Genomic DNA, 23006 nt, shown 5'->3' on the forward strand with positions numbered 1-23006 from the left:
GCTGACGGCGCCATGCTGATCCTGGGCCTCGATCCCTCGCTCAGCTGTACCGGCTGGGGCCTGGTGCGGACCGAAGGCAGCCGGATTTCGCACATTGCCAACGGACAGGTGCCCACTGACAGCAAGGCGCCGATGGCCTCGCGGCTGGCACACCTGCAGGTGGAGCTGGCGCGGGTGATCGCCGAGTACGCGCCAGATCGCGCTGCGGCCGAGGAAGTCTTCCTCAACAAGAACCCGCAGTCGACGCTCAAGCTGGCGCAGGCGCGCGGCGCGGTGCTGGCGGCTTGCGGCGCGGCGGGGCTGGAGGTGCGCGAACATGCCGCGCGCAAGGTGAAGCAGGCCGTGGTCGGCACCGGCGCGGCAGACAAGACGCAGGTCCAGGCCATGCTGAAGGTCTTGCTGCCCGGGACGAAAGTCGCGGGCGGCGATGCAGCGGATGCGCTGGCCGTGGCCATTGCCGACGCGCACCTGGGATAGGAGATCGCCGTGTTCCTCGTTGTCTTCCGCAACCGCAAGCGCGCCGACATCGACGAGGCCGAATATGGCGCGGAGGCGGAGCGGATGGAGGCCATGGCCCGCCAGCAGCCCGGTTTCCTCTCGTTCAAGAGCTACATGGCTGACGACGGCGAAGTGATCGCCCTGTCAGAATGGGAGGACGAGGCGTCCGCGCGCGGCTGGGGCAAAGTGGCGGAACACCGCGCGGTTCAGGCCAGGGGTCGCAAGTCCTACTATGCCGACTATACGCTGTTTGCCTGCGACGACCCGCGCGTGCACCGCTTCACGGCGAAGGACTGACTGCGCTTTCCTACATCGCAGGCGCCGTGTCACGCCGCCGCCATGACCCTCTGCCATGCCGGATCGGGTGACTTTCGGGGCGCCGGTTTCGCCACCGGCTTTTTCGCTCTAGGACACTGTCACACCTGTAACACCTTGCGAGTAACGGCATGACAATCGAGTTCTACGGCATCCCCAATTGCGACACGGTGAAGAAGGCCCGCAAGTGGCTGGAAGCGCAGGGGATCGACTACACCTTTCACGACTACAAGAAGGAAGGCGCGGACGTGGTGAAGGTAGAACGCTGGATCGGTTCCGAGGGGATCGACACGGTGCTTAACCGCCGCGGCACGACATGGCGCAAGCTGCCCGACGAGGAGAAGGCACGCGCCGACGATGCCGCGCGGGCGGCCGCCCTGCTGGTGGAGCACCCTTCGATGATCAAGCGACCCGTGGTCGAGTATGACGGGGGCCTGTTGGTGGGCTTCAAGGAAGCCGACTGGGAAGCCGCGCTCAAGTGAGGTGGCTGCTTGCCTTGCTGGCGCTTGCGGTGTCTGCTCCGGCCATGGCGCAGGACCCCGACTTCATCGTGATCGCCCATCGCGGCGCTTCGGGCGAGCGGCCCGAGCACACGCTGGCCGCCTACGAACTCGCCATCGACCAGGGCGCCGACTATATCGAGCCGGACCTCGTGCCCACGCGTGATGGCGTGCTGGTGGCGCGGCACGAGAACGAGATCGGCGGCACCACCGATGTTGCCGACCGCCCCGAGTTCGCCACCCGCCTGACCACCCGCGTGATCGACGGCGAGGAGGTGACCGGCTGGTTCACCGAGGACTTCACCCTCGCCGAACTGCGCACCCTGCGCGCCCGCGAGCGCCTGCCCGATATCAGGCCGCAGAACGCGCGCTTTGACGGCCTCTACCAGGTGCCGACGCTGGAGGAGATCATCCAGCTGGTGCGCGCCAAGGAAGCCGAGACGGGCCGGGTGATCGGCCTCTATCCGGAGATCAAGCATCCCGGCTATTTCCAGGATATCGGTATCGACGTGGCGCACCTGCTCGTCACCCAGCTGCACGCGGCAGGTTACGAAGGAGCCGACGCGCCGGTGTTCATCCAGTGCTTCGAGGTTGCACCGCTGTGGCGGCTCGCCTCGATCACCGAGCTTCGTTTGGTGCAACTGGTCGAGGCCGACGGTGGTCCGGCGGACAATCCCTCGATGACCTATGCGCAGATGGTGACGCCGGAGGGTCTCGCCGAGATCGCCGAGTATGCCGATGGAGTTGGCATGGACCTGCGACTGGTGCTTGGTGAAGATGGCTCGCCGACGGGCGTCGTCGAAACGGCGCATGGGGCGGGGCTAGTGGTGCATGGATGGACGTTGCGAAAAGAAAACGCTTTCCTGCCCGCAACGCTGCGCTCGTCCGAAGACGATGGAGAAGTCGGAAACCTCGCCAGTTTGGCCATGATTGTAAGGGCCATCGGAGTTGATGGGGTCTTCACTGACGATCCGGCAGTTGTCGTACCTACCAATCCGCGAGATGGACTAGAAAATCTGCTCTACAGGGTGATCACCACCGACGCCGATGGGCGCGACTGAGCGCAACTACTGACGGCATCTATCGGGCCGAAGGGCTCAGGGACACCGCGCCGTAACCACGTAGTTGAGCGCCATATCGCCCGACAGGTGCAGGCCCTTTCCTACAGACCAGGCGATGCCCTTGGGTTCGCCCATGGCCAGCTCGGCACCTTCCAGCAGTTCGCGCAGTTCGTCGGGCGTGACGAAGTCGTCCCAGTGATGCGTACCCTTGGGCACCGCGCCAAAGGCCTCCGCCGCGCCGATCAGCAGGGTGCGGCTGGCGAGAGTGCGGTTGGGGGTGGAGAGCACCATTAGCCCGCCGGGCGCGAGGTGCGCGGCAAGCTGCGCGACGAAGGCCGCCTTGTCCTCGACGTGTTCGATCACTTCCATCGAGGTGACGAGGTCGAACTTGCCGAGGCCCAGCGAACCGAGCTCGCCGTGGCGGTAGTCGATGGCAAGACCGGCGCCTGCCGCATGGGCCCGCGCCGCGGCCACGTTCTCCGCCGCCGCGTCGACGCCGGTCACGCGCGCGCCCAGCCGCGCCAGGGGTTCGCACAGCAGGCCCGCGCCGCAGCCGACATCCAGCGCGGTCTTGCCTGCGAGCGGCTTCACGCTCTCGACGTCGCCGCCCCAGTGGAGGTCCACGGCCTCGCGCAGGAAGGCGAGGCGCACCGGGTTCAGCTTGTGCAGCATGGCCGAGGAACCCCTGGGGTCCCACCAGTCTGCCGCCAGCGCGCCGAAATGGGCGGCTTCCTCAGGGCGGATGGTTGCATTTGTGACAGTTGCGTTGCTCATCGCACCCCCCTAACAGCGCGCGGGTATTTCAACCAGACTGACAAGGGAATCGCGTGGCCCGCATAGTAATGAAATTTGGCGGCACCTCGATGGCGGGGACCGAGCGGATTCGCCGCGTCGCCAATATCGTGCGCGCGCAGGCGGCGGGCGGCAACCAGGTGGCCGTGGTGGTCTCCGCCATGGCGGGCGAGACGGACCGGCTGGTCAATTTCTGCCGCGAAGCCAACCCGCTGTACGATCCTGCCGAATACGACGTGGTGGTATCCAGCGGCGAGCAGGTCACCTCCGGCCTGCTGGCGCTGACGCTGCAGGCGATGGGTTGCAAGGCGCGCTCGTGGCTCGGCTGGCAGCTGCCGCTGCATACCTTCTCCGCCCATGCCAATGCCCGCGTCGGCGATATCGATGCGGACAAGCTGGTCGCCTCGATGGAAGCGGGCGAGATCGCCGTGATCCCGGGTTTCCAGGGCGTGTCGGACGAAGACCGCATCACCACCATGGGCCGCGGCGGATCGGACACTTCGGCCGTCGCCATTGCGGCGGCGGTGAAGGCGGACCGCTGCGACATCTATACCGACGTCGACGGCGTCTACACCACCGACCCGCGCATCGTTGCCCGTGCGCGCAAGATCCCCTTCGTCTCGTTCGAGGAAATGCTCGAGCTGGCCTCGGTCGGCGCCAAGGTGTTGCAGACCCGCTCGGTCAGCCTCGCGATGAAGCACAATGTCCGGGTGCAGGTGCTGTCGTCCTTCGTCGACGACAATGCCCCGCCCGCCGATACCCTGCCCGGCACTATGATCGTCTCCGAAGACGAGATGCAGGAAATCCTGGAGAGTAAGAAAATGGAACGCCAGTCCGTCACCGGCATCGCCCATGACAAGAACGAAGCCCGCGTGGTGCTGACCCGCGTGCCCGACAAGCCGGGCGCCGTGGCCGACATCTTCACCCCGCTGGGCGAGGCCGGCATCAATGTCGACATGATCATCCAGAACGTTGGCCGCGACAAGGGCGAGACCGATGTGACCTTCACCGTGCCGCAGGCCGAACTGGCGCGTGCGCAGGCCATGCTGGAAGACAAGAAGGACAAGATCGGCTTCAACCGCATCATCACCGACAGCAAGGTCGCCAAGATCTCGGTCGTCGGCATGGGCATGAAGAGCCACGCCGGTGTGGCTGCCACCATGTTCCAGGCGCTGGCCGATCGCGGCATCAACGTGCAGGCGATCTCCACCTCGGAGATCAAGGTCTCGGTGCTGATCGACGAGGACGAGACCGAGCTGGCCGTCCGCGTGCTGCACACGGCCTACGGGCTGGACGCGGAAGACCCGGCGATCGAGGGGGCGGCCTGAGCTTCAGGCCGCCCGCCCTCGCGCGGCAGCTCTACTTGCCCGCGCCGGCGCCGACCGTGGCGAACTGCACCACGTAGACTTCGCAGACGTTGATGTTGCGCTGCTCCAGTTCGCGGCCGTCGGCCAGGCGGGCCATGAAGTCGAAGCGGCAGGCGCCCGAACCGTCGTCCACCGTCACGTTCCAGTCCTGCATGTTGGCCAGCACGCCCGAGCCAAGCCGGTCGTCGCCCCAGCCGCTGGCGGCGACGTTCGACCAGTAGAGGTACATGATCGTCTGGCCGGTACGGTTCTGGATGGTGATATCGCGGTTGAAGCCGTCGCCCGAACCGCGCGTGGCGACCGGGGCGCTGTCCTGCAGCACGTCTTCCAGCTGCACGGTGTAGAGGTTGTAGACATCGCCAAGATTGCTGGTGGTCAACTCGAAGCTCTCGCATTCGACTCCGCTCCGGCGATAGAGCACGGCCTCGGTCTGGTCGGTGTAGTCGTAATCCGAATGGACGATCTCGCCGCGCGAGTTGCGGATGACGAAATCGAGGTCGGTATCGCCGTCGCCGCGCACGATGATCTGCACCTGCGGCGAGCAGATGTTCATGTCCACGCGGTGCGTGGCGTTGGCATTGACGCGATAGCTTTCGGTGTCGACCGGGTTGCCGCTGTCGGTGCGGACGTCGTTGAGCGTGACGTCCAACGCGTTCCACACGTCGCCGAGGTTGGTCGTGCGCAGTTCGAACTCTTCGCACGCCACGCCGTTGCGACGGTAGAGCACGGTCTCGCTCTGGTCGGTGTAGCCGTAATCCGAATGGACGATCTCGCCGCGCGAATTGCGGATGACGAAATCGAGATCGGTGTCGCCGTCGCCGCTCATGGTCACCCGCACTTCGGGGTTGCAGATGGTCAGCGTGGCGGTGTGGCTGGAATTGGCTTCTATGCGAAAGGTGTCCGCCTGCGCAAATGCCACGCCCGGCAGAGCGGCCAGGCCCAGGACCGCGCAGACCAAAGCGACAAAGCGATGGAAGGTCATGATCTATCCCCGTTGTTGTTGCCGCGGCGATGCATGACCGCCAGCGACTGCCCGCCATAACGAATATGCCAGCCAATCGCTTTGAGCAATGTCATTGCGGCGAGCCGTGGTGCGATGCAGCAAGCTTGTCGCGGGGATGCCTGCGCCCTAAGGGGCGGTCATGACCAACTATCCCAAGACCTGTGCGCTGATGGCGCGCGGCCGCGAATTCCTCGGCACCGATTACGCGATCCTTTGTGGCGCCATGAGCTGGGTGTCCGAGCGCAACCTCGTTGCGGCCATCAGCAATGGCGGCGGTTTCGGCGTGATCGCTTGCGGGGCCATGACACCCGAATTGCTCGACGCCGAGATTGGCGCCACCCGCGCGCTGACCGACAAGCCCTTCGGCGTGAACCTGATCACCATGCACCCCGCCTTGTTCGACCTGATCGGCGTTTGCGAAAAGCACGGCGTCGGTCACGTGGTACTGGCCGGCGGGATCCCGCCCAAGGGCTCTGTCGAGGCGATCAAGGCCTTCGGCGCCAAGGTGATTGTCTTTGCCCCGACGCTGGCGCTGGCGAAGAAGCTGCTGCGCTCCGGCGCTGACGCGCTGGTGATCGAAGGCAGCGAAGCGGGCGGCCATATCGGACCTGTTTCCACCTCTGTGCTGGCGCAGGAGTTCCTGCCCGAGCTGGCAGCGGAATTCGTGGTTTTCGTCGCCGGCGGCATCGGCACGGGCGACATGATCGCCGCTTACCTGGAAATGGGCGCGTCGGGCGTGCAGCTGGGCACGCGCTTCGCCTGCGCCAAGGAGAGCATTGCCCACCCCGATTTCAAGAAGGCCTTCTTCCGCGCCAAGGCACGCGATGCCGAGACCAGTGTGCAGGTCGATCCGCGCCTGCCGGTGATCCCGGTGCGTGCGCTGAAGAACAAGGGTACCGAGGCCTTCACTGCCAAGCAGCGCGAGGTTGCCATCATGCTGGACGAAGGCAAGGTCGACATGGGCGAGGCGCAGCTGGAGATCGAGCACTTCTGGGCCGGCGCGCTGCGCCGCGCGGTAATCGATGGCGATATCGAAGGCGGCTCGCTGATGGCGGGCCAATCGGTCAGCCTGGTGAAGGAAGAAGAGCCCGTCGCCGAGATCATCACCAAGCTGATGGAGCAGAGCGAAGCAGCGCTGGGGCGGCGGTGACCGGGATTGCCATCCGGCGGGCCGGACTGGCCGACCTGGATGGACTCGCGCCGCTGTTCGACAGCTATCGCCAGTTCTACGCGCAACCTTCGGACGAGGAAGGTGCGCGCAATTTCCTGGGCGAGCGGATCACCTGCGGGGAATCGGTCATCTTCCTCGCGCTGCTGGACGAGGGCCCGGTGGCGTTCTGCCAGCTCTGTCCCTCGTTCACCTCGGCAGGCCTCGCGCGTACCTTTATCCTCAACGACCTGTTCGTGGCGGAAGAGGCGCGCAAGCGCGGGATCGCTCGCGCGCTGCTCGATCACGCGGCGGCATGGGCCAGGAAGGAGGGAGCGGTACGGCTGACCCTCTCCACGGCGCATGACAACCAGCCGGCGCAGGCGCTCTATCGCGATCGCGGCTGGGCGCGGGACGAAGCGTTTCAGGTCTATCACCTCCCGCTGCAAGGCTGACCGGCGATGCGGATCGAGACTTATCGCGATACGCATTTCGATGGCCTAGACGGCCTGTGGCGCGAGACGTTCCCCGGAGATCCGCCGCGCAACCGCGCCGAATTCGCCGTGCCGGCCAAGCTGGCCGAGCAACCCGAGCTGCTGTTCGTGGCCGTCGATGGCGAGGCCGTCATCGGCTCGATCATGGCCGGCTATGACGGGCATCGCGGCTGGCTTTATGCCGTCGCCGTCAGTCCCTCACGGCAGGGCGAGGGGATCGGTCGCGCGCTGGTGGAGCATGCCGAAGCCGCCTTGCGACAGCGCGGCTGCGGCAAGGTCAACCTGCAGGTTCGTGAGGGCAATCCGGCCACCGGGTTTTACGAGCAACTGGGTTATGCGGTCGAGCCGCGTACCAGCATGGGCAAGGCGATCTAGCCCGCCAGCCCCAGCAGCACCCTGGTGGTCAGGTCCGGATCGTTCTGCATGACGAAGTGATCGGTGCCGGTCTCGTGGTAGTCCCACCCGTTCGCTTTGGCCTTGGCGGCGAAACCGGCGAAGGGCGTGGGCTGGTAGCCGGTGGCGAAGATGTAGCTCTTCTTCGCGATAGCCTCTTCATCGCCGCTGTAGGGGATGGCCTCCAGCAGGGTCAGCAGCGGGTGGTAGCCCACCACGCCGGGCACCTTTTCGAAATCGATGGAGCCGATGGGCTCGACCAGTCCGGGCCGGTTGCGCTGGCTGTCGATGTACCAGTTGTGCTCGAACTCGCCGGTGATGTCCCACAGCGACTGGTCGCTCTCGGGCTTGAAGGCGTCGACATAGCAGATCGCGTCGATGCGCTGGCCAAGGCGGCTGGCGACGGCGGAGATCACCATGCCGCCGTAGGAATGCCCGGCCAGCACGAAACGGTCGATGCCCGCCGCCTCGATCTGGTCGCACACGGCGTCGACATGATCCGTCAGCGTGATGCCCGGATGCAGCTCGTCCTGCCGCGTGCCGAGGCCGGGCAGGGTTGCGACGAGCACCTTGTGCCCCTCTGCCTCCAGCCTTGCGGGGACTTCGCCCCAGGTGTGGCTGCCGCCCCAGGCGCCGTGGACGAGTACGAAGTTCGCCATTGCTGTCAGTTCCTTCCGCAGGTTGGTCAGTTTTGAAAACGGGGTGAGCGGGTCATCTGCAAGGCCGCCAGCAGGCCCAGCAACGCCAGTGGTAGCCCGGCAATGAAGACCGTCTGCGCGGTGGCCAGTGCGCTGGCATCGGACAGTCCATCACCGAAGCCTGCGACATTGGCCGCCACGCCCGCCAGCGCCGCGCCCACCGCGCCGCCGACCTGCCGCACCGTCATCAATGCTGCGCTGCCGATGGCTTCCTCGTCGGTTGTCAGGTGGATGATGGCGCGCCGATTGATCAGCGCCGAACAGAGGCCGAAGCCGAGGCCCATCACCACGCCGGCGCCGACGATTGCCGCGATATGCAGTTGCGGCACGAGCCACAGTTGCAGGCTGACGCCGGTGCAGACCAGCGCTGCACCTGCCACCAGCGGCACGCGTTCGCGGCCGTCGCGGACATTGGAGACGACGAAGGCAGCGCAGGTCCATGCCAGCGCCATCGCGCCAACGACATAGCCGGCCTCGAGCGGCGAGAGATCGCGCAACTGTTGCAGGATCGGCGGCACGTAGATGCTGAACGGTGAGGAAGCGGCGGTCAGCGCGAAGACCGCAAGATAGCCTGCGCCGATGACGCTGAAGGGGTTGGATGCCTGGCGCGGCAACAGCGGCACCGGAGCGTGGCGGTCGACCCACAAGGTCATGCCCAGCAAGGTCATTCCGCCCGCGATGGCCGCCAGTTGCATGGCCGGTTGTGCCAGACGGTCGGCCATGCCGATCACGCCGATCCCGAGTGCGATCAGCACCAGTTGCACCAGCGGCACCCGGCCGCTCAGCGCCTTTCCTTCGGCATTGCCGAACGCGCGCGGCGCCAAGATGGCGAACAGCACTGCCTGTACGGCAAAGGCCCAGAATACCACGCGCCACTGGCCGCTTTCCGCCAGCAAACCGCCCAGCAGCGGGCCCAGCAAGGTGGCGATGCCCCAGACGCCCGAGACGATCGCAAAGACGCGCGCCAGCTGGCGGCGGGGAAACAGCTGGGCGATGGCGACCATGGCGAAGCCGGAGAACCAGCCGCTGCCAATCCCCTGCACCAGTCGACCGGCGAGGAACAGGTTCATGTCCAGCGCCAGCGCGCTGCCGACGCAGCCCAGCGCGAAGACAATTCCCGCCACTGTCGAAGCGCGGCCCAGGCCGAAGATTTCCGCCAGCCGTCCCGCGCTGGCACTGGCGATCACGGATCCCATCAGGAAGCCTGCCACTGCCCAGCTGAAGGCCTCGTAGCCACCGATGTCGGCAGCGACGGAAGGCATGATGGTCGTGGTAACCAGCGTGTCGGCTGCGTTGATCCACACGCCCAGCAGCACGATCCCCAGCTTGGCGACCAGCCCCGGGGAGAACAGTTCGCTCCATGGAGCCTTGCCTGGTGCGGTCTCGGTCATGGGTTGCGCTTAAGGTAGACGCCCTTGGGGGACAAAGGAAAAGGCCCGCGAACCTTGCGGTGCGCGGGCCTCCCTTCAAGCTGTCCTGTGCTTAGGCTCAGGCCTTCTTCGACGTACGCCAGCCGGTGGCGTAGGTGTCGGCAGCCATCTTGCCGTAAGGAACCGGCGAAACGATGACCTTGACGTCGAGCTGCTTGTGCGGCTCCACGGTGGTCTTGTCGGTGCCGCCGTTTTCTTCGCCCCAGGTGAGAGCGAGCTCGGTGCCCAGCGGAACATCGGCATCGACATAGCCGAGCGACAGGGCTTTCTTCTCGTTCCACGAGTAGCCGGTGAACATCGACTTGCCGATCACGGTGCCGTCAGCGTCCTTCACAGCGTCGAAGCTGGAGTTGCCGTAGTTGGCCAGCGGCAGGTCGAAGAACTTGTACTGCTCGCCTTCCGGATCGAACATGGAACCAACGATCTTCTTCATGTCGTCGGCGTTCCACTCGAAGGTCACCTTCTTGTAACGCTCCTTGGTGCCGTCTTCTTCCATCTTCTTCAGGGCGTCGGCGCCAATGAAGTCGTGGTCGAACTTGACGAACGGACCGTAACCCAGCTGATACGGGTTGGTGTAGTAGTCTTCGATGTTGTCGCCGACGAACGAACCGGCGATCGAACCGGTGGCTTCGTAGCCGTCAGCCGGCAGCCACTTGCGATAGTCTTCCAGCTCGTCGCCGGTGTAGATCGGAGGCAGCGGGCTGGGGATCCAGCCGCTCTCCAGCGTGTTCGAAGGATAGGCGCGCGAACCGACCGGGATCAGGCCGAATTCTTCACCGGCCTCGAGGATCTTCTCGCGGACATATTCCTGCTCTTCGTAGGGACCCCAGATTTCGAGGCCCGGCGAGCCGGCCATGCCGTGACGCAGGGTGCGGATCGTCTTGTCGCCGATCTTCATGGTCGACATGTTGAAGAACTTCAGCTTGTCCAGCGGTTCGCCGTTGAGCTTCTCGATCACGTCCCAGGCGCGCGGGCCCTGGATCTGGAAGCGCCACGAGATGCGGTGCACCGGCTTGCCCATCGGGCGCGAGGGCGAACGCGGATCGTTGATGATGTCGACGTTGTAGCCGCCCTTTTCGGCTTGGTAGATCAGCCAGTTCGCGGCAGGCGCGCGGCCGACGTAGACGTATTCTTCTTCAGCGAGGCGGAAGATGATGCCGTCGCCGATCACGTGACCATAGGGGGTGGTCGGGACGTACTGCTTCGCCTTGTTGACTTCCCAGCCCTTGGACGAGTTGACCATCGTGTCCGACAGCAGCTTACCGGCATCGGGACCGTTGATGTAGAGGTCGAACATGTGGTGCGACTGGTCGAACAGCACGGCGCCGTGCTGCCAGGCCCACTGCTCGTCACGCCAGTTGGAAAATTCGGGGGCGACGACCGGGTACACATAGGCACCGATCTTGTTGTTACGCAGCTGGCCGACGATATCGCCGTTTGCACCAGCCAAAACCTGTTCCAGATTCTTGGCCATTTCTCACCTCTCCATATTCATGAAAGAATCATATATGCGAAATTAGTATGCACCACATACAATATTCGGCTAGTGAGGCAAGGGTTGATTTTGGCGTTTGTGTCGCCGCCCGGAGGAGAGAAGAGAATGAAAGTCGAAGCGCTCGACCACGTCAACATCATCACCGACAGTCTCGACGAGACGGCCAATTGGTATGCCGAGTTGCTCGACCTTGAGCGCCGCGACGGCCCGCCGCCGCTGACGCCGCAAACCGCGCAATGGATGTTCGATGCCGAAGGGCGTGCGATCATCCACATCAACTCGGTCGACTGCGTGCGCGCCTACGATCGCGAGGTGAAACCGGGCGGATTAACCGGCGCGCTGCACCACGTTGCGCTCAAGCTGCAGGGCTACGAAGAGGTCAAGGCGCGGCTCGATGCGCGCGGGGCGGACTACCAGGAGAACCTGGTCGAAGCGATCAACCTGCGGCAGATTTTCACGGCCGATCCCAACAACGTGCTGCTGGAACTGAACTTCTTCGCGGGGTGAGCGCCTAACCCCGCCAGACCTTGCGGAACCGCCCCTTTTTGTCCCTGCGGTAGCTGAGCCGCTTGGGCCGATCTGCCACCCAGCGCCGGATGACGGTGAATATCGATCCGTCCGATCCCGCATCGTCGTTCTCGCTCAAGGCCCAGCCGACGACGAGTACCATCGCAATCACACCGGCAACCAGCAGGCCTACCAAGACAAGGGCAATGGTCGCCAACATTGGCTAGACCGGCACCCCGCCCGCGGTCGTCGTGCGGTACATCTCGCGGCGGAACCCGTCGTAGTCGTTGGGGCCGAGGTGCATGGTCGCGGCGTTGTCCCACATGCAGACCATGCCCGGTTGCCAGCGCAGGCGGCAGGTGAAGGCGTGCTGGGTGGCGTGCCGTACCAGGAAATCTATGATCGGGTGCGCCTCGTGGGTGGTCATGCCTTTGATGCCCACGGCATAGGTGTCGCAGATGTAGAGCGAGGGTTCGCCCGTCTCGGGGTGGGTGCGTACCAGCGGGTGGAACGATCCCTTCAGGCCCTGTTCCTGCTTTGCCTTGTCGCCAAAGCCGATGGCCTCGCCGCGCAGCTTGTTCTGCGTGGCGAAATTGTTCGATGCACTCATGTGCACGCGCAGCGGACGCAGCATGTCCTGGTAGGTCTTGCTGAGATGCTTGAAGGCGAGCGCGGTATTCGCCCAGGTTGTGTCTCCGCCATAGGGCGGGCCTTCGACCTGCCGCAGGGTGGTGATGCTCGGCGGTTCGGGCAGGAACGGGCTGTCGGTGTGCCAGCCGCCGCCGAACAGGCTGGGGGTGACCTCGTCGGCCTCCTTGATGATCGGGTGTACCTCGCGGTGTTCGGGTACGCCCTGCGTGTATGCATCGACCGCGAAAGGGCCGAGGCGGGCGGCAAATTCCTCATGCTCGGCGTGGGTGAGGTGCTGGTCTTTCAGGTAGACCATCTTGTGCTTCCACAGCGCCTGCTTGAGGCTGGCAATCCCCTCGTCGCTCAATTCGGGCAGGCGTATGCCGGAGATCTCCGCGCCCATGGCGGCCGCCAGCGGTTCGACGCCGAAGTGGTTCGACTTGAACGGATGGTTGTCAAAATCGCCGCAGGGGCTGACGCGCACTTCCCACATTCTAGCTCTCCTCTCGCGCCACGATACACGGTGCGGTCTCGCGCAGGAATAGGGCAGCGACAGCCGCGACCAGTGGCAACAGGGCGCAAAGGTAGAACACGCTTTCGAGTCCCAAATTGTCCGCGATCAATCCCGCGATGGGCGGCAGGATTACCCCGCCGAACAGTTCTGCCGAGCCGATCACCAGTCCTACTGCGGTGCTGGCCAGCACCGGGGAGACGCTCTCGGTCGGCACGGTGGCGCAGTAGAGCGGGCCGATGCCGATGGGGATCCACCCGGCGAGTATGATCGCGCCCAGAACCACGGGATCGCTTGGCGCAAACAGCAGGCCGACGGGCGCGGCGACGGCGGCGAGCGAGCCCCAGATCATCACCGGGCGGCGGCCGAGCTTGTCCGACAGGAAAGGCAGGCCCACCCCGCCGATGATCGCGGCGAGCCCGCCCATCGAGATGACGCTGCCGGCCATTGTCGGCGTCAGGCCCTTCTCGGCGGTCAGGTAGACGGCGAGGAAGGTGTTCTGCAGCACCAGCCATGCCGTGATCGTCGCCGCCACGGCCAGCGAGACACGGATGTTGCGGGCGGCGAGCAAGGTTCCAACGGCTTGCCGGAAAGGCAGGCTCGGTGCGCGTTTCGCCTTGGTCGGGCGCGGCTGGTCGGGCTTCAACACCAGCCAGATCAGCAAGGCCAGCAGCAGCCCGGGCAGCAGCGTCAGGAACAGCGTGTGCCGCCAGCCGATCACTTCGGCCAGCTGCGTGGCCACCAGCGGCCCGAGGAACCCGCCGATACCGAAAGCCCCCACCATCTGGGCAAAGCCCATGGCGAAGCCGCGCCGCTCGGGCGCGGCGGTCTGCGCCATGATCGTCTGGCTGACCGGCACCATCGGCCCTTCGGCAAGCCCCACCCAGGCGCGCGCCAGGAACAGGGCGATGAAGGCCGTGGCCAGCCCGCCCGCTGCCGAACCGAGCGAGAAGACCAATGTGCAGGCGATCAGGATCGTCTTGCGCCGTCCGGTGATGTCCGCCAGTCGCCCGCCGAACAGCGCCGAAAAGGCAATCGCGCCGGACAGCGCCGCAGCCAGCAGGCCGAGCTGGGCATTATCCAGCGCCATGTCGGCGACGATGTAGGGCGACAGGTAGGCGACCGTCAGCCGGTCGAACCCGACCACGCCGTTGCCCAGCGTCAGCAGCAGCAGCACCGCCAGCTCGTAGCCGCCCTTGCGGCGTGCCGGGGGTGCCGCGGTGGCCATTGCCGCTAGAGGGTGATCACCGTCTTGCCGAAGCTGTCCGGGCCCCATGCATGGGCATAGGCCTTGTCCGCGTCATCGAAAGCAAAGGTCTCGCCCACCGGGAAGGTCAGGCGGTGTGTGTCGACGAAGGCGTTGAGATCGCTGGCCATGCGGGCCGAGCCGACGAAGATGCCGCGCAGGCTGGCACCCGTCATCATAAGCGCGTGTGGGTTGGGCGGCTCGCCCTGGCTGAGCACGCCGATCAGCGCGATCTCCGCCAGCGGGGCACAAGCGGTCATCGACTGCCCCAGCGTGCCGGTGCCACCGACCTCGACGATCTTGTCCGCCCCGCCGAAGGTATCGCGCACGTGCGCGCCCCATTCGGGGATGTCCTTGTAGTTGATCGTGTGGTCGGCCCCGAGCGCCTTGACCTGCTCCAGCTTGGCGTCGGAGGAACTGGTGGCGATCACTACCGCGCCGGCGGCCTTGGCCAGCTTGAGCGCGATCATCGAGACGCCGCCGGTGCCGAGCACCAGCACCTTGTCACCGGCCTTGAGCGGGCGTCCGCCCTCGAACAGCGCGTTCCACGCCGTGACGCCGGCGCAGGGCAGGCAGGCGGCCTGGGCAAGGTCGAGGCTGCGGGCGATGGGGACGACCCCGTGCTCGGACAGCACCACCTTCTCTGCCAGCATGCCGGGAGCCTTGCCGTCGCCCAGTGCGGGCACGAACTTGGGCGGACCGTCGTACCAGCCCTGGAAGAACGTCGACTGCACTTCGTCGCCGATGCGCACGGACTTCACGCCTTCGCCGATGGCCACGACCTTGCCGGCACCGTCAGACAGCGGGATCGAAGGTTCGGTAATCGCGCCGCCGAAGTAATGGCCGCTGGCCACCGCGAAATCGCGGTAGTTGATCGACCAGGCGGTCGGCGCGATCAGGATCTCGCCCGGACCGGGCTCGGGATCGGCCATCTCCTCGAGATAGAGCCTCTCGAAACTGTCTGAGCCTTCCGGCAGCAACCATGCGCGCATTTGTGCGTCTCCCTGTTCTTATACTTCGAGTGTTTCCAGCGTGCCGCCGTCAACCGCCCAGTCCTGTCCGGTGACATGGCTGGCGGCGTCGGACAAGAGGAAGGCGGCGACTTCGGCCAGCTCCTCGCTGCTGCCCATGCGGCGCTGCGGAATGCGGCCTTCTATCTTGCCGCGCTGTTCTTCGGGAATACGGGCCAAGGCCTCTGTCTCGATGAAGCCGGGGATCACGCAGTTGCAGCGCACCCCGTGCGGCGCCAGTTCCATGGCCACCGCGCGGCTGAGGCCGAGCAGGCCGTGCTTGGAAGCAACGTAAGCGGGGTTCATCGCCATGCCGCGCTTCGATGCCATCGAACCAGTGACGAGGATCGAGCCCTTCTTTGCTTCGACCATCGCGGGGGCGACCTTCTGCACTGCCCAGAACACGCTGCTGAGGTTCACCCGCAAGGTGTCCTCCCACAGGTCGTCCGGATAGCCGAGCAGGGGGGTGAAGCCGCCGGTCAGCCCGGCATTGGCGAACAAGCCGGTGATCTGCCCGTTGGCCTCCACGGCCTTGTCCAGCGCGGCATCAAGTTCCTCGCGCACGCCGACGTCGGCGGTGGCCCAGGCGGTCTTGCCGCCCATGTCCTTTGCCGCTTGCTCCAGCATATCCGCCCGCCGCGCGATCAGCGTGACGGCTGCACCGCGCTCCGCCAGCATCTTCGCCGTCACCAGCCCGATGCCCGACGATGCGCCAGTGATGGCCACGTGGTGTCCTGCGAAACTCATTGCTTTCCTACCCTCTCCACGAAGTCCCGCCATGGCGGCTCTTCCCCGTGGTCTGTCCGATGCGGCGACCACACTTTCTCCAGCAGTATTCGTGCCGCAGCCTCGTCCATCCCGCAAGCCTCGACATGGTAGCGGTAGAAGAAGGCGGAGACGCGAAAGTTCATGATGCAGTGGACGTGCACGGGCCGGTCGTCCGCTTCCAGTGCGACGACGAAGGCAGCATAGTCGCTGTCCTGCGGGGCATCGAAGGCGACCGGGATGTGGACATAGTCCAGCCCCGCCTCAGCCATCCGGGCCCCGGCGTCAGGCAGGGCTTCGGGATGGTCCGCCAAGCCGAGGTTTATCACCTTGCGCACACCCACGGCTGCGAGGCGGGCGGGATCTGCGGACTCGAGCTTGCCCGAAGTGGTCACCCGGGGCGAGAGCCGCAGCCAATTGCGGATGTCCTCCGGGTCGGCGGTCACGCCCGATCCTTCAGGCGAGGCCCAGCACCTTCGCTGCGTTGTCCTTCATGATGCCCGGCATCACCTCGTCGCGGAAGCCGACGTCCTTGGCTGCGGCGATCCACTTGTCGGGGTGGATCAGCGGGAAGTCGCTGCCGAACAGCATCTTCTTCTTCAGCTGGGTGTTGGCGTAGGTGATCACCTGCTTGGGGAAGTACTTGGGACTCCAGCCGGACAGGTCGATGAAGACGTTGTCCTTGTGCAGCGCCATCGACAGGCTCTGGTCGACCCACGGCCAGGAGGGGTGGGCAAGGATGATCTTCATGTCGGGGAAGTCCACCGCGACATCGTCGATCAGCATGGGCTCGCCATACTTCAGCCGCATCCCGCCGCCGCCGCGCATGCCGGTGCCCATTCCGGAATGGCCGGTGTGGAAGATGACGGGCAGCTTGTACTCGTTGATCACCTCGTAGATCGGGTAGCCCATCGGGTCGCACGGGTGGGCGTTCTGGGCGATGCCGTGGAACTTGAAGCCCTTGACCCCGTGGTTCTCGATCAGGTCGATCGCCTCGCGCGCGCCGTACTTGCCCTTGTGCGGGTCGATGGAGGCGAAGGGGATGCAGATGTCGTCGTTCTTGTTGGCGATCTCCGCCACTTCGTAATTGGAGACGCGCTTGGCACCCATGCCGCTCTCGCAGTCGACCGTGAACATGCAGAAGGCGATCTGGGTCTCGCGGTAGAGCTCGATGATCTCGGGCATCTTGGGCCGTTCGCGCGGGGCCTTGAAATAGGCGCTGGCGGCATCGAAGAACTTGCCCATCACCGGGTCTTCCGGATCGTGGCAGGAAACTTCGGCGTGCACGTGCACGTCGATGGCGCGGATCTTGTTGAGGTCTATGGGCATCGGGTTCCCCGGAATGAGTTCGCTGGCAGCCTAAACACAACAAGGCCCGCCCCGGCAATGCCGAAGGCGGGCCTCGCGTTTCACACAGTGATCAAAGCTTCATCATCACCGTCTTGGTTTCGAGGTAGGCCTCGAGGCCGAGGCGGCCCTGTTCGTGGCCGACGCCGCTTTCCTTGTAGCCGCCGAAGGGCAGCGCGGGGTCGATCATGGCGTGGCAGTTCACCCACACCGTACCGGCCTGCAGCTGGCTGGCGATGCGGTGCGCGGCCGAGGCGTCCTTGGTCCAGACACCGGCAGCAAGGCCGTACTGGGTGTCGTTGGCGTCGCGCACGACGTCGTTCAAATCCTCGAAGCGCTGGGCAACCACGACCGGACCGAAGATTTCCTCGCGCACGACGCTCATCTGCGGGTTCACGTCGGTGAGGATGGTCGGGTTGACGTAGTAACCGGCGTCGGAGGGGGCATCGCCGCCCATCAGCACGCTGGCACCGTCGCGCTTGCCGGCCTCGATGTAGCCCATCACCCGGTCATGCTGTTCCTTGCTGACCAGCGGACCCATGTGGGCCTCGGGGTCGAGCGAAGGACGCGGCGCCCAGAAGTCCTTGGTCTGCGCCATGCCTTCGACCACTTCGTCGAACACGCTCTTGTGCGCATAGAGGCGCGAGCCGGCGACACAGACCTGGCCCGAGTTGAAGAAGATCGCCTGCGAAACGCCGGGGGCGGTTTCGGACACGTCGACATCGGGCATCACCACCACGGGCGACTTGCCGCCCAGTTCGAGGGTGACGTGCTTCAACGTGTCGGTGGCGTTGCGGTTGATCAGCTTGCCGATCTCGGTCGAGCCGGTGAAAGCGACTTTGTCGACATCGGGGTGCTTGACCATGCGGTCACCCGCGGTGTGGCCATAGCCGGTGACGATGTTCACCACGCCGGCCGGGATACCGGCTTCGGCGACGAGGTCGGCCAGGCGCAGCGCGGTCAGGCTGGTCTGCTCGGCGGGCTTGAGCACCGTGGTGCAGCCCGATGCCAGCACCGGAGCGATCTTGAGACAGGCCATCAGCAGCGGGAAGTTCCACGGCACGATCTGGGCGCAGACGCCTACCGGCTCCTTCAGCGTATAGGCGAACATCATGCCGCCGGGCATGGAATAGGGGGCCTGCGTCTCGCCGCCGATCTTGCCGGCCCAGCCAGCCATGTAGCGGAAGTGCGCGGCAGCACCGGGCACGTCGATCATGGCGGCCATGCCCTTGGGCTTGCCCACGTCGATGGCTTCCAGCTCGGCGAACTCGTCGGCGTTTTCCTCGATCAGGTCCGCCAGGCGATGCATGATCTTTTCGCGTGCGACCGGCGGCAGGTTGCGCCAGCGGCCATCGTCGAATGCGGCCTTGGCGGCAGCAACGGCGCGGTCGATGTCCTTGTCGGTGGCTTCGACGAACTTCGAGATAACCTTGCCCGAGGATGGGTCCTCGACGTCGATCGTCTCGTCCCCCGAGCTGTCGACCCATTCGCCGTTGATGAAGAGCTGCGGAGCACGACCCAGCGCCTTCTTCACGGCATCCGAATATTCGCGCTGCGTCCGATCAATCTTGGTGACTTCATTCATGGTCTGGGGCTCCTATCCCGGGAGAATCAATATTGTTGTGACGTATAGCAATCTTGCCGGTGTGATGCGAATCGATTCAGCCGCCGTCTTCCAGCGCCTTGTCCTCGTTGGCGCGCATGATGACGTACTGGCGGATGTTCTCCAGCCCTTCTTCATCGATGTCACTGGCGAAGCTGACCATGCCGTTGTGGGCAAAGGCCCCGTCGATCACGATCGCCTTCATCGCATTGAAATTGTTGATCGTCATCGAGTGGCGCAGGTCGGGGTTCAGCGCCCCGGCCACGGCGGCATCGCCATGGCAGGTGCTGCAGAAGCGGCCATAGAGACGCGCCCCGGCGGCGGCCTGTTCGGGCGTGCCGGTGAAGGGGGGCGGGTCCAGCGCGCGCTCGACCAGCGGCGGGGCCTCTGGCAGTTCGCCGTCGGCGCCGAGCTTGAACACCAACAGGCGGCTGATGTTGCGCGGGGTGCCGGACTTGGCGGTGAGGATGCCGGGAGCCACGTCCCAGACGCCGCCCCAGCCGACCATGATGGCGACGTACTGTTCGCCGTCGATGGCATAGGTCATTGGCGCCGCGATCACGCCGCTCTGCGTGGCGAAGGACCACAGCTGTTCACCGCTGGTGGCATTGTAGGCGCGGAATTCCTCGCCTGCCGTGCCCTGGAACACCAGGTTGCCGGCGGTCGCCAGCGTGCCGCCGTTCCACGGGCCGGGATAGTCGACGCGCCAGGCTTCCTCGCCCGTCACCGGGTTCCACGCGACCAGCGCGCCGGTGGTGGCAGCCAGGGTGGCTTCGCGCACCTCGGGGATCGGCGGCATGGCCGTGGCCGCGCTGTCGATGCCGGTCTGGAAGCCGCGCTCGGTTTCCTCGAACTCGGTATCGGCGAAGAAGGGGAAGCCGGCGAGGTTGGCAGGCAGGTACATCAGGCCGGTCGCCGGCGAATAGCTCTGCGGATGCCAGCTATGCGCGCCGCCTGCTCCCGGCAGGCCGACCCACAGCTGGCCGGTCTGCTCGTAGCGGGCCTCGGGGTTGATTTGCGGACGGCCCGTAACCGGGTCGATACCCAGCGACCAGTTGATGTCGACCCACGGCGTGCCCGAGATGAACTCGCCGCTGGCGGCATCGAGCAGGTAGAAATAGCCGTTCTTGGGCGCGTGCATCACCACGTGGCGCGGCTGGCCGTCGATCTCCACGTCGGCGATGGTGATCTGGGCGTTGGAATCGTAGTCCCAGCGATCTTCCGGGGTCTGCTGGAAGTGCCAGGCATATTCACCGGTGTCGGCGTGCAGTGCGACGATGGAAGAGGTGTAGAGATTGTCGTCACCCTCCACTTCACCGCTCTCGCGGCCATTGGCCGCCGGGTTCCACGGTTCGGCATTGCCGGTACCGAACAGCACCAGGCCGGTCTGCGGATCGTAGGTGATCGAATCCCACACGGTGCCGCCACCGCCGAGGGTCCACCATTCGCCGCCCCAGGTGGCAGCAGCCGTTTCCATGGCGTCGTTCTCGAACCCGTTCGCCGGGTTGCCTGGGACCGTGTGCCAGCGCCACAATTCCTCACCGGTGTCCCAGTCGAAGGCAGCGATGAAGCCGCGCGCACGGTATTCCGCGCCGCCGGAGCCGATGAACACCTTGCCGTCCGCCACGCGCGGGGCGCCGGTGCTGGTGTAGCTTTCGTGGTCGGGCACGTATTCGGTGCTCCAGGCCACGCTGCCGTCGCTCTGGTTTAGCGCAACGAGATAGCCGTTGAGCGTGGCGACGTAGACCTTGTCACCGTAAAGCGCGACGCCGCGGTTCACCGCGTCGCAGCAGGCGACGGCCAGCGTTTCGCGCGGCACTTCGGGATCGTAGCTCCACAGCAGTTCACCCGAAACCGCGTTGAAGGCGTAGACCTTGCTCCAGGCAGAGGTGGTGTAGAGCACGCCGTCGTGCACCAGCGGCGTGGCTTCCTGCCCGCGCGCGGTGTCGAAGTCGTAGGACCAGGCGAGACCCAGCTCGCCCACGTTGTCGGCATTTATCTGCGTCAGCGGGGAGAAGCGCTGCTCACCGTAGTCGCGGCCATGGCTCAGCCATTCTTCTGGCGCGGCTGCCGCGATCAGCGCGTCGGTTACGCCTTCTGTCGGGGGGGCAGTGCCTTCCGGCGCGCTGTCGCAAGCCGCCAGTCCCAGTGCCAAAGCAGCTGCCGCTGCGAGTTTCAAAACCTGCATTTTCGCCTCTCCCAAAGCGTGGTCATCGCGCCCTTAGGGCTCGCGCAATAATAACTATCGTTAGAATTGGCCAGAGGCAGGTCAAGCCGGGTTTGGCGCTGCGATGCACAATCTTTCTTGCGCGGCGCTGGCAGAGCGGCCTATGAACAGGGCGTCAGTCGAGCGCGAGCCCGCGTTATGACGCTGTTACAGCAGCCGCTATTCAGCAATGACAGGACTATTCCCATGACATTCAAGCTACCTTCGCGTGCCGACCACGTCGGTTCGTTCCTGCGTCCGCAATCCGTGCTGGAGGGACGCGAGCGTCTCGCCGCGGGCGACATCGACGCTGCCGCCCTGCGCCAGATCGAGGATGAGGCCATCGCCGAACTCGTTACCTGGCAGGAAGGCCTCGGGATCAAGGCCGTGACCGACGGCGAATATCGCCGCAAGTTCTTCCACACGGACTTCCTCCTGCAGCTTTCCGGAGTCGAGGAAACCGGCGGGATCAAGAAGGCCTTCAAGAACGACAAGGGCGTCGACGTCGAATTCGCCCCGCCGAAGATGATCATCACCGGCAAGGTTCGCCACGAGAAGCCGATCCAGCGCGCCGACTACGAATTCCTTGCCAGCAAGGTGAGCGCGCCGGGCGCGGTGGCCAAGGTGGCCATTCCCAGCCCGACCATGCTGCACTTCCGTGCCGGTCGCGCGGGTATCCCCGAGGAGGCCTACCCTGACATGCAGGGCTTCTACGACGACGTCGCCAAGGCCTATGCCGAGGAGATCGCCGACCTGGTGGATGCCGGCTGCCGCTACGTGCAGTTCGACGACACCAACCTCGCCTACCTGTGCGACACCGGCCACCGCGAAGATGCGCAGAACCGCGGGATGGACCCGGATTCGATCACCCACGACTATGCCAGGTTGATCAACGCCAGCTTCGCCGGTGCCCCGGACGATCTCGTCCGCACCATGCACCTGTGCCGCGGCAACTTCCGTTCCAGCTGGGCCGCCGAAGGTGGCTACGACCCGGTCGCCGAAGTCATGTTCAACGAATGCGACATCGACGCCTTCTTCCTCGAATACGACGACGCGCGTTCGGGCGACTTCTCCCCGCTGCGCTTCCTGCCCAAGGGCAAGGTCGTGGTGCTGGGCCTGGTCTCGACCAAGCTCGGCGAGCAGGAAAGCAAGGACGACATCAAGCGCCGTATCGACGAGGCCGCGCAATATGCCGACCTCGACCAGCTGGCGCTCAGCCCGCAATGCGGCTTTGCCAGCACCGTGCACGGCAACGACATCACCACCCAGCAGCAGGCCGACAAGATCCGCCTCTGTGTCGAAGTTGCCGAAGAGGTCTGGGGCTGATCGGTCTCGTGCCCCGTTCAGCAATCCATGCTGCTTGCTGAACGGGGCGACCAGATTTCGTTAACTGTGTTTGTGTAACCTTGCAGTCTCCAATGAAGGAGCTGTGACATGGCTACTGCGTTTGAAAACCGCCGCGAACAGTCCGCCCTGCCGGGCCGCTGTGATTGCGAGGGTACCAGCATGGCGGTCGCCATTACCTGCCTCACCACGGAAGGCTGCGTTCTGGAAGCCAATGACGACTGGGCCGGTGTTGCCGACTTCGTGCACCTGCAGATTGCCTCTGCCATCGACATGAACGGCAAGCTCGACTGGGCCCAGGGTCGCCGCGCCCAGATGCGCTTCTTCGGGCAGGTCCACCCTGCGGCTATCGCCAAGCTCCACGCTTGAAGTTCCCCGACCCAATTCGGTTTGGACAATAAAAAAGGGCGGCCCCGCGAGGCCGCCCTTTTGCTGTTGGTGGTGTTCCGTCCCGTGCGGATCAGAAATCCTTCCGCAGGGTGATCGCCCATTCGCGCGGGCGCGCCGGGGTCGCGATGCGGCCGCCGTTGTTGTTGCGCTGGTCGAACGACGAGTAGAAGTAATACTCGTCGGTGAGGTTGGTGACCTCCAGCGCGATCGACAGGTCTTCCTCCTCGTTGCGCCAGGTCACGCGGGCATTGGCC

General features: G+C 65.2%; 26 protein-coding genes. 11 read left to right on the top strand and 15 right to left on the bottom strand.

Translation table 11 applies throughout. From position 1 onward, the window contains the following. Positions 1-12: 12 nt before the first annotated feature. The 4 genes from ruvC to AAEO60_RS15675 all read left to right on the top strand — a co-directional run bounded on the left by ruvC (position 13) and on the right by AAEO60_RS15675 (position 2374). Positions 13-477 (top strand): crossover junction endodeoxyribonuclease RuvC, encoded by a 465-nt coding sequence (ruvC, locus tag AAEO60_RS15660; RefSeq protein ID WP_341674647.1) that lies wholly within the window; start codon positions 13-15, stop codon positions 475-477. A 9-nt stretch (positions 478-486) separates the two neighbouring features. Then, positions 487-795, top strand: coding sequence for an antibiotic biosynthesis monooxygenase family protein (locus AAEO60_RS15665; RefSeq protein WP_341674648.1), 309 nt, complete (start codon positions 487-489; stop codon positions 793-795). A gap of 149 nt (positions 796-944) precedes the next feature. Then, positions 945-1295 carry an ArsC family reductase gene (locus AAEO60_RS15670; RefSeq protein ID WP_341674649.1) on the top strand — a complete coding sequence of 117 codons (351 nt, stop codon included), beginning with the start codon at positions 945-947 and terminating at the stop codon, positions 1293-1295. Between the two features lie 44 nt (positions 1296-1339). Next, the gene (locus AAEO60_RS15675) at positions 1340-2374 is read left to right on the top strand and encodes a glycerophosphodiester phosphodiesterase (protein ID WP_341674650.1); all 1035 of its coding nucleotides are present in this window, start codon (positions 1340-1342) and stop codon (positions 2372-2374) included. A gap of 36 nt (positions 2375-2410) precedes the next feature. Here AAEO60_RS15675 and ubiG read toward each other — a convergent pair whose 3' ends face one another. Further along, positions 2411-3148 (bottom strand): bifunctional 2-polyprenyl-6-hydroxyphenol methylase/3-demethylubiquinol 3-O-methyltransferase UbiG, encoded by a 738-nt coding sequence (gene ubiG / locus AAEO60_RS15680; protein WP_341674651.1) that lies wholly within the window; start codon positions 3146-3148, stop codon positions 2411-2413. A 53-nt stretch (positions 3149-3201) separates the two neighbouring features. Between ubiG and AAEO60_RS15685 the strand changes: the two genes are divergently transcribed. Next, positions 3202-4494 carry an aspartate kinase gene (locus AAEO60_RS15685; RefSeq protein WP_341674652.1) on the top strand — a complete coding sequence of 431 codons (1293 nt, stop codon included), beginning with the start codon at positions 3202-3204 and terminating at the stop codon, positions 4492-4494. Positions 4495-4525: 31 nt separating this feature from the next. Here AAEO60_RS15685 and AAEO60_RS15690 read toward each other — a convergent pair whose 3' ends face one another. Beyond that, positions 4526-5515 carry a hypothetical protein gene (locus AAEO60_RS15690; RefSeq protein WP_341674653.1) on the bottom strand — a complete coding sequence of 330 codons (990 nt, stop codon included), beginning with the start codon at positions 5513-5515 and terminating at the stop codon, positions 4526-4528. A gap of 160 nt (positions 5516-5675) precedes the next feature. Here AAEO60_RS15690 and AAEO60_RS15695 point away from each other — a divergent pair, with 160 nt between their 5' ends. Genes AAEO60_RS15695 through AAEO60_RS15705 form a run of 3 tightly spaced genes read left to right on the top strand, consistent with a single transcriptional unit; the run spans position 5676 to position 7552 of the window. Continuing rightward, positions 5676-6686: an NAD(P)H-dependent flavin oxidoreductase gene (locus tag AAEO60_RS15695; protein ID WP_341674654.1), complete on the top strand. Its 1011-nt coding sequence runs from the start codon at positions 5676-5678 to the stop codon at positions 6684-6686. Continuing rightward, positions 6683-7138, top strand: coding sequence for a GNAT family N-acetyltransferase (locus AAEO60_RS15700; RefSeq protein ID WP_341674655.1), 456 nt, complete (start codon positions 6683-6685; stop codon positions 7136-7138). Before AAEO60_RS15695 ends, AAEO60_RS15700 begins: the two co-directional genes overlap by 4 nt. 6 nt (positions 7139-7144) lie before the next feature. Beyond that, positions 7145-7552, top strand: a complete 408-nt coding sequence (locus tag AAEO60_RS15705) for a GNAT family acetyltransferase (RefSeq protein ID WP_341674656.1) — start codon at positions 7145-7147, stop codon at positions 7550-7552. On the opposite strand, the gene AAEO60_RS15710 is transcribed toward AAEO60_RS15705, so the two are convergent. The 3 genes from AAEO60_RS15710 to ligM all read right to left on the bottom strand — a co-directional run bounded on the left by AAEO60_RS15710 (position 7549) and on the right by ligM (position 11172). Beyond that, the gene (locus tag AAEO60_RS15710) at positions 7549-8229 is read right to left on the bottom strand and encodes an alpha/beta fold hydrolase (RefSeq protein ID WP_341674657.1); all 681 of its coding nucleotides are present in this window, start codon (positions 8227-8229) and stop codon (positions 7549-7551) included. The two genes, AAEO60_RS15705 and AAEO60_RS15710, sit on opposite strands and share 4 nt — an antisense overlap. A gap of 26 nt (positions 8230-8255) precedes the next feature. Beyond that, a complete protein-coding gene (locus AAEO60_RS15715) occupies positions 8256-9659 on the bottom strand; it encodes an MFS transporter (protein ID WP_341674658.1) in 1404 nt (467 codons plus the stop codon). 97 nt (positions 9660-9756) lie between these two features. Continuing rightward, a complete protein-coding gene (gene ligM, locus AAEO60_RS15720; protein ID WP_341674659.1) occupies positions 9757-11172 on the bottom strand; it encodes a vanillate/3-O-methylgallate O-demethylase in 1416 nt (471 codons plus the stop codon). 126 nt (positions 11173-11298) lie between these two features. On the opposite strand from ligM, the gene AAEO60_RS15725 reads away from it, so the two are divergent. Then, positions 11299-11700, top strand: a complete 402-nt coding sequence (locus tag AAEO60_RS15725) for a VOC family protein (protein WP_341674660.1) — start codon at positions 11299-11301, stop codon at positions 11698-11700. A gap of 4 nt (positions 11701-11704) precedes the next feature. Here the strand turns inward: AAEO60_RS15725 and AAEO60_RS15730 are convergent, their stop codons facing one another. The 9 genes from AAEO60_RS15730 to AAEO60_RS15770 form a co-directional block, all read right to left on the bottom strand. Then, positions 11705-11872 (bottom strand): hypothetical protein, encoded by a 168-nt coding sequence (locus AAEO60_RS15730; protein WP_341674661.1) that lies wholly within the window; start codon positions 11870-11872, stop codon positions 11705-11707. 51 nt (positions 11873-11923) lie between these two features. Further along, the gene (locus AAEO60_RS15735; protein ID WP_341674662.1) at positions 11924-12823 is read right to left on the bottom strand and encodes a TauD/TfdA dioxygenase family protein; all 900 of its coding nucleotides are present in this window, start codon (positions 12821-12823) and stop codon (positions 11924-11926) included. 1 nt (position 12824) lies between these two features. Continuing rightward, the gene (locus AAEO60_RS15740; protein ID WP_341674663.1) at positions 12825-14069 is read right to left on the bottom strand and encodes an MFS transporter; all 1245 of its coding nucleotides are present in this window, start codon (positions 14067-14069) and stop codon (positions 12825-12827) included. Positions 14070-14074: 5 nt separating this feature from the next. Further along, positions 14075-15079: a zinc-dependent alcohol dehydrogenase family protein gene (locus tag AAEO60_RS15745; protein ID WP_341674664.1), complete on the bottom strand. Its 1005-nt coding sequence runs from the start codon at positions 15077-15079 to the stop codon at positions 14075-14077. A gap of 18 nt (positions 15080-15097) precedes the next feature. Beyond that, entirely contained in the window at positions 15098-15844 is a 747-nt protein-coding gene (locus AAEO60_RS15750; RefSeq protein ID WP_341674665.1) for an SDR family NAD(P)-dependent oxidoreductase, read from the bottom strand. Continuing rightward, positions 15841-16308, bottom strand: a complete 468-nt coding sequence (locus AAEO60_RS15755; RefSeq protein WP_341674666.1) for a protein tyrosine phosphatase family protein — start codon at positions 16306-16308, stop codon at positions 15841-15843. Before AAEO60_RS15755 ends, AAEO60_RS15750 begins: the two co-directional genes overlap by 4 nt. Before the next feature lie 10 nt (positions 16309-16318). Beyond that, complete coding sequence (locus AAEO60_RS15760) at positions 16319-17191, bottom strand: amidohydrolase family protein (protein WP_341674667.1); 873 nt, start codon at positions 17189-17191, stop codon at positions 16319-16321. A gap of 91 nt (positions 17192-17282) precedes the next feature. After that, positions 17283-18794, bottom strand: coding sequence for an aldehyde dehydrogenase family protein (locus tag AAEO60_RS15765; protein ID WP_341674668.1), 1512 nt, complete (start codon positions 18792-18794; stop codon positions 17283-17285). A gap of 76 nt (positions 18795-18870) precedes the next feature. Next, on the bottom strand, positions 18871-21000 hold the full coding sequence (locus AAEO60_RS15770) for a PQQ-dependent dehydrogenase, methanol/ethanol family (RefSeq protein ID WP_341674669.1): 2130 nt from the start codon (positions 20998-21000) through the stop codon (positions 18871-18873). 225 nt (positions 21001-21225) lie between these two features. On the opposite strand from AAEO60_RS15770, the gene AAEO60_RS15775 reads away from it, so the two are divergent. Then, on the top strand, positions 21226-22344 hold the full coding sequence (locus tag AAEO60_RS15775; protein ID WP_341674670.1) for a 5-methyltetrahydropteroyltriglutamate--homocysteine S-methyltransferase: 1119 nt from the start codon (positions 21226-21228) through the stop codon (positions 22342-22344). Positions 22345-22452: 108 nt separating this feature from the next. Then, entirely contained in the window at positions 22453-22731 is a 279-nt protein-coding gene (locus AAEO60_RS15780; protein ID WP_341674671.1) for a hypothetical protein, read from the top strand. Positions 22732-22822: 91 nt separating this feature from the next. Here the strand turns inward: AAEO60_RS15780 and AAEO60_RS15785 are convergent. After that, positions 22823-23006: hypothetical protein (locus AAEO60_RS15785; protein WP_341673516.1), on the bottom strand; the 184-nt coding region annotated here is incomplete at its 5' end.

This window comes from Aurantiacibacter gilvus (genome assembly GCF_038289935.1).
In the GTDB taxonomy this organism is placed as follows: domain Bacteria; phylum Pseudomonadota; class Alphaproteobacteria; order Sphingomonadales; family Sphingomonadaceae; genus Alteraurantiacibacter; species Alteraurantiacibacter gilvus.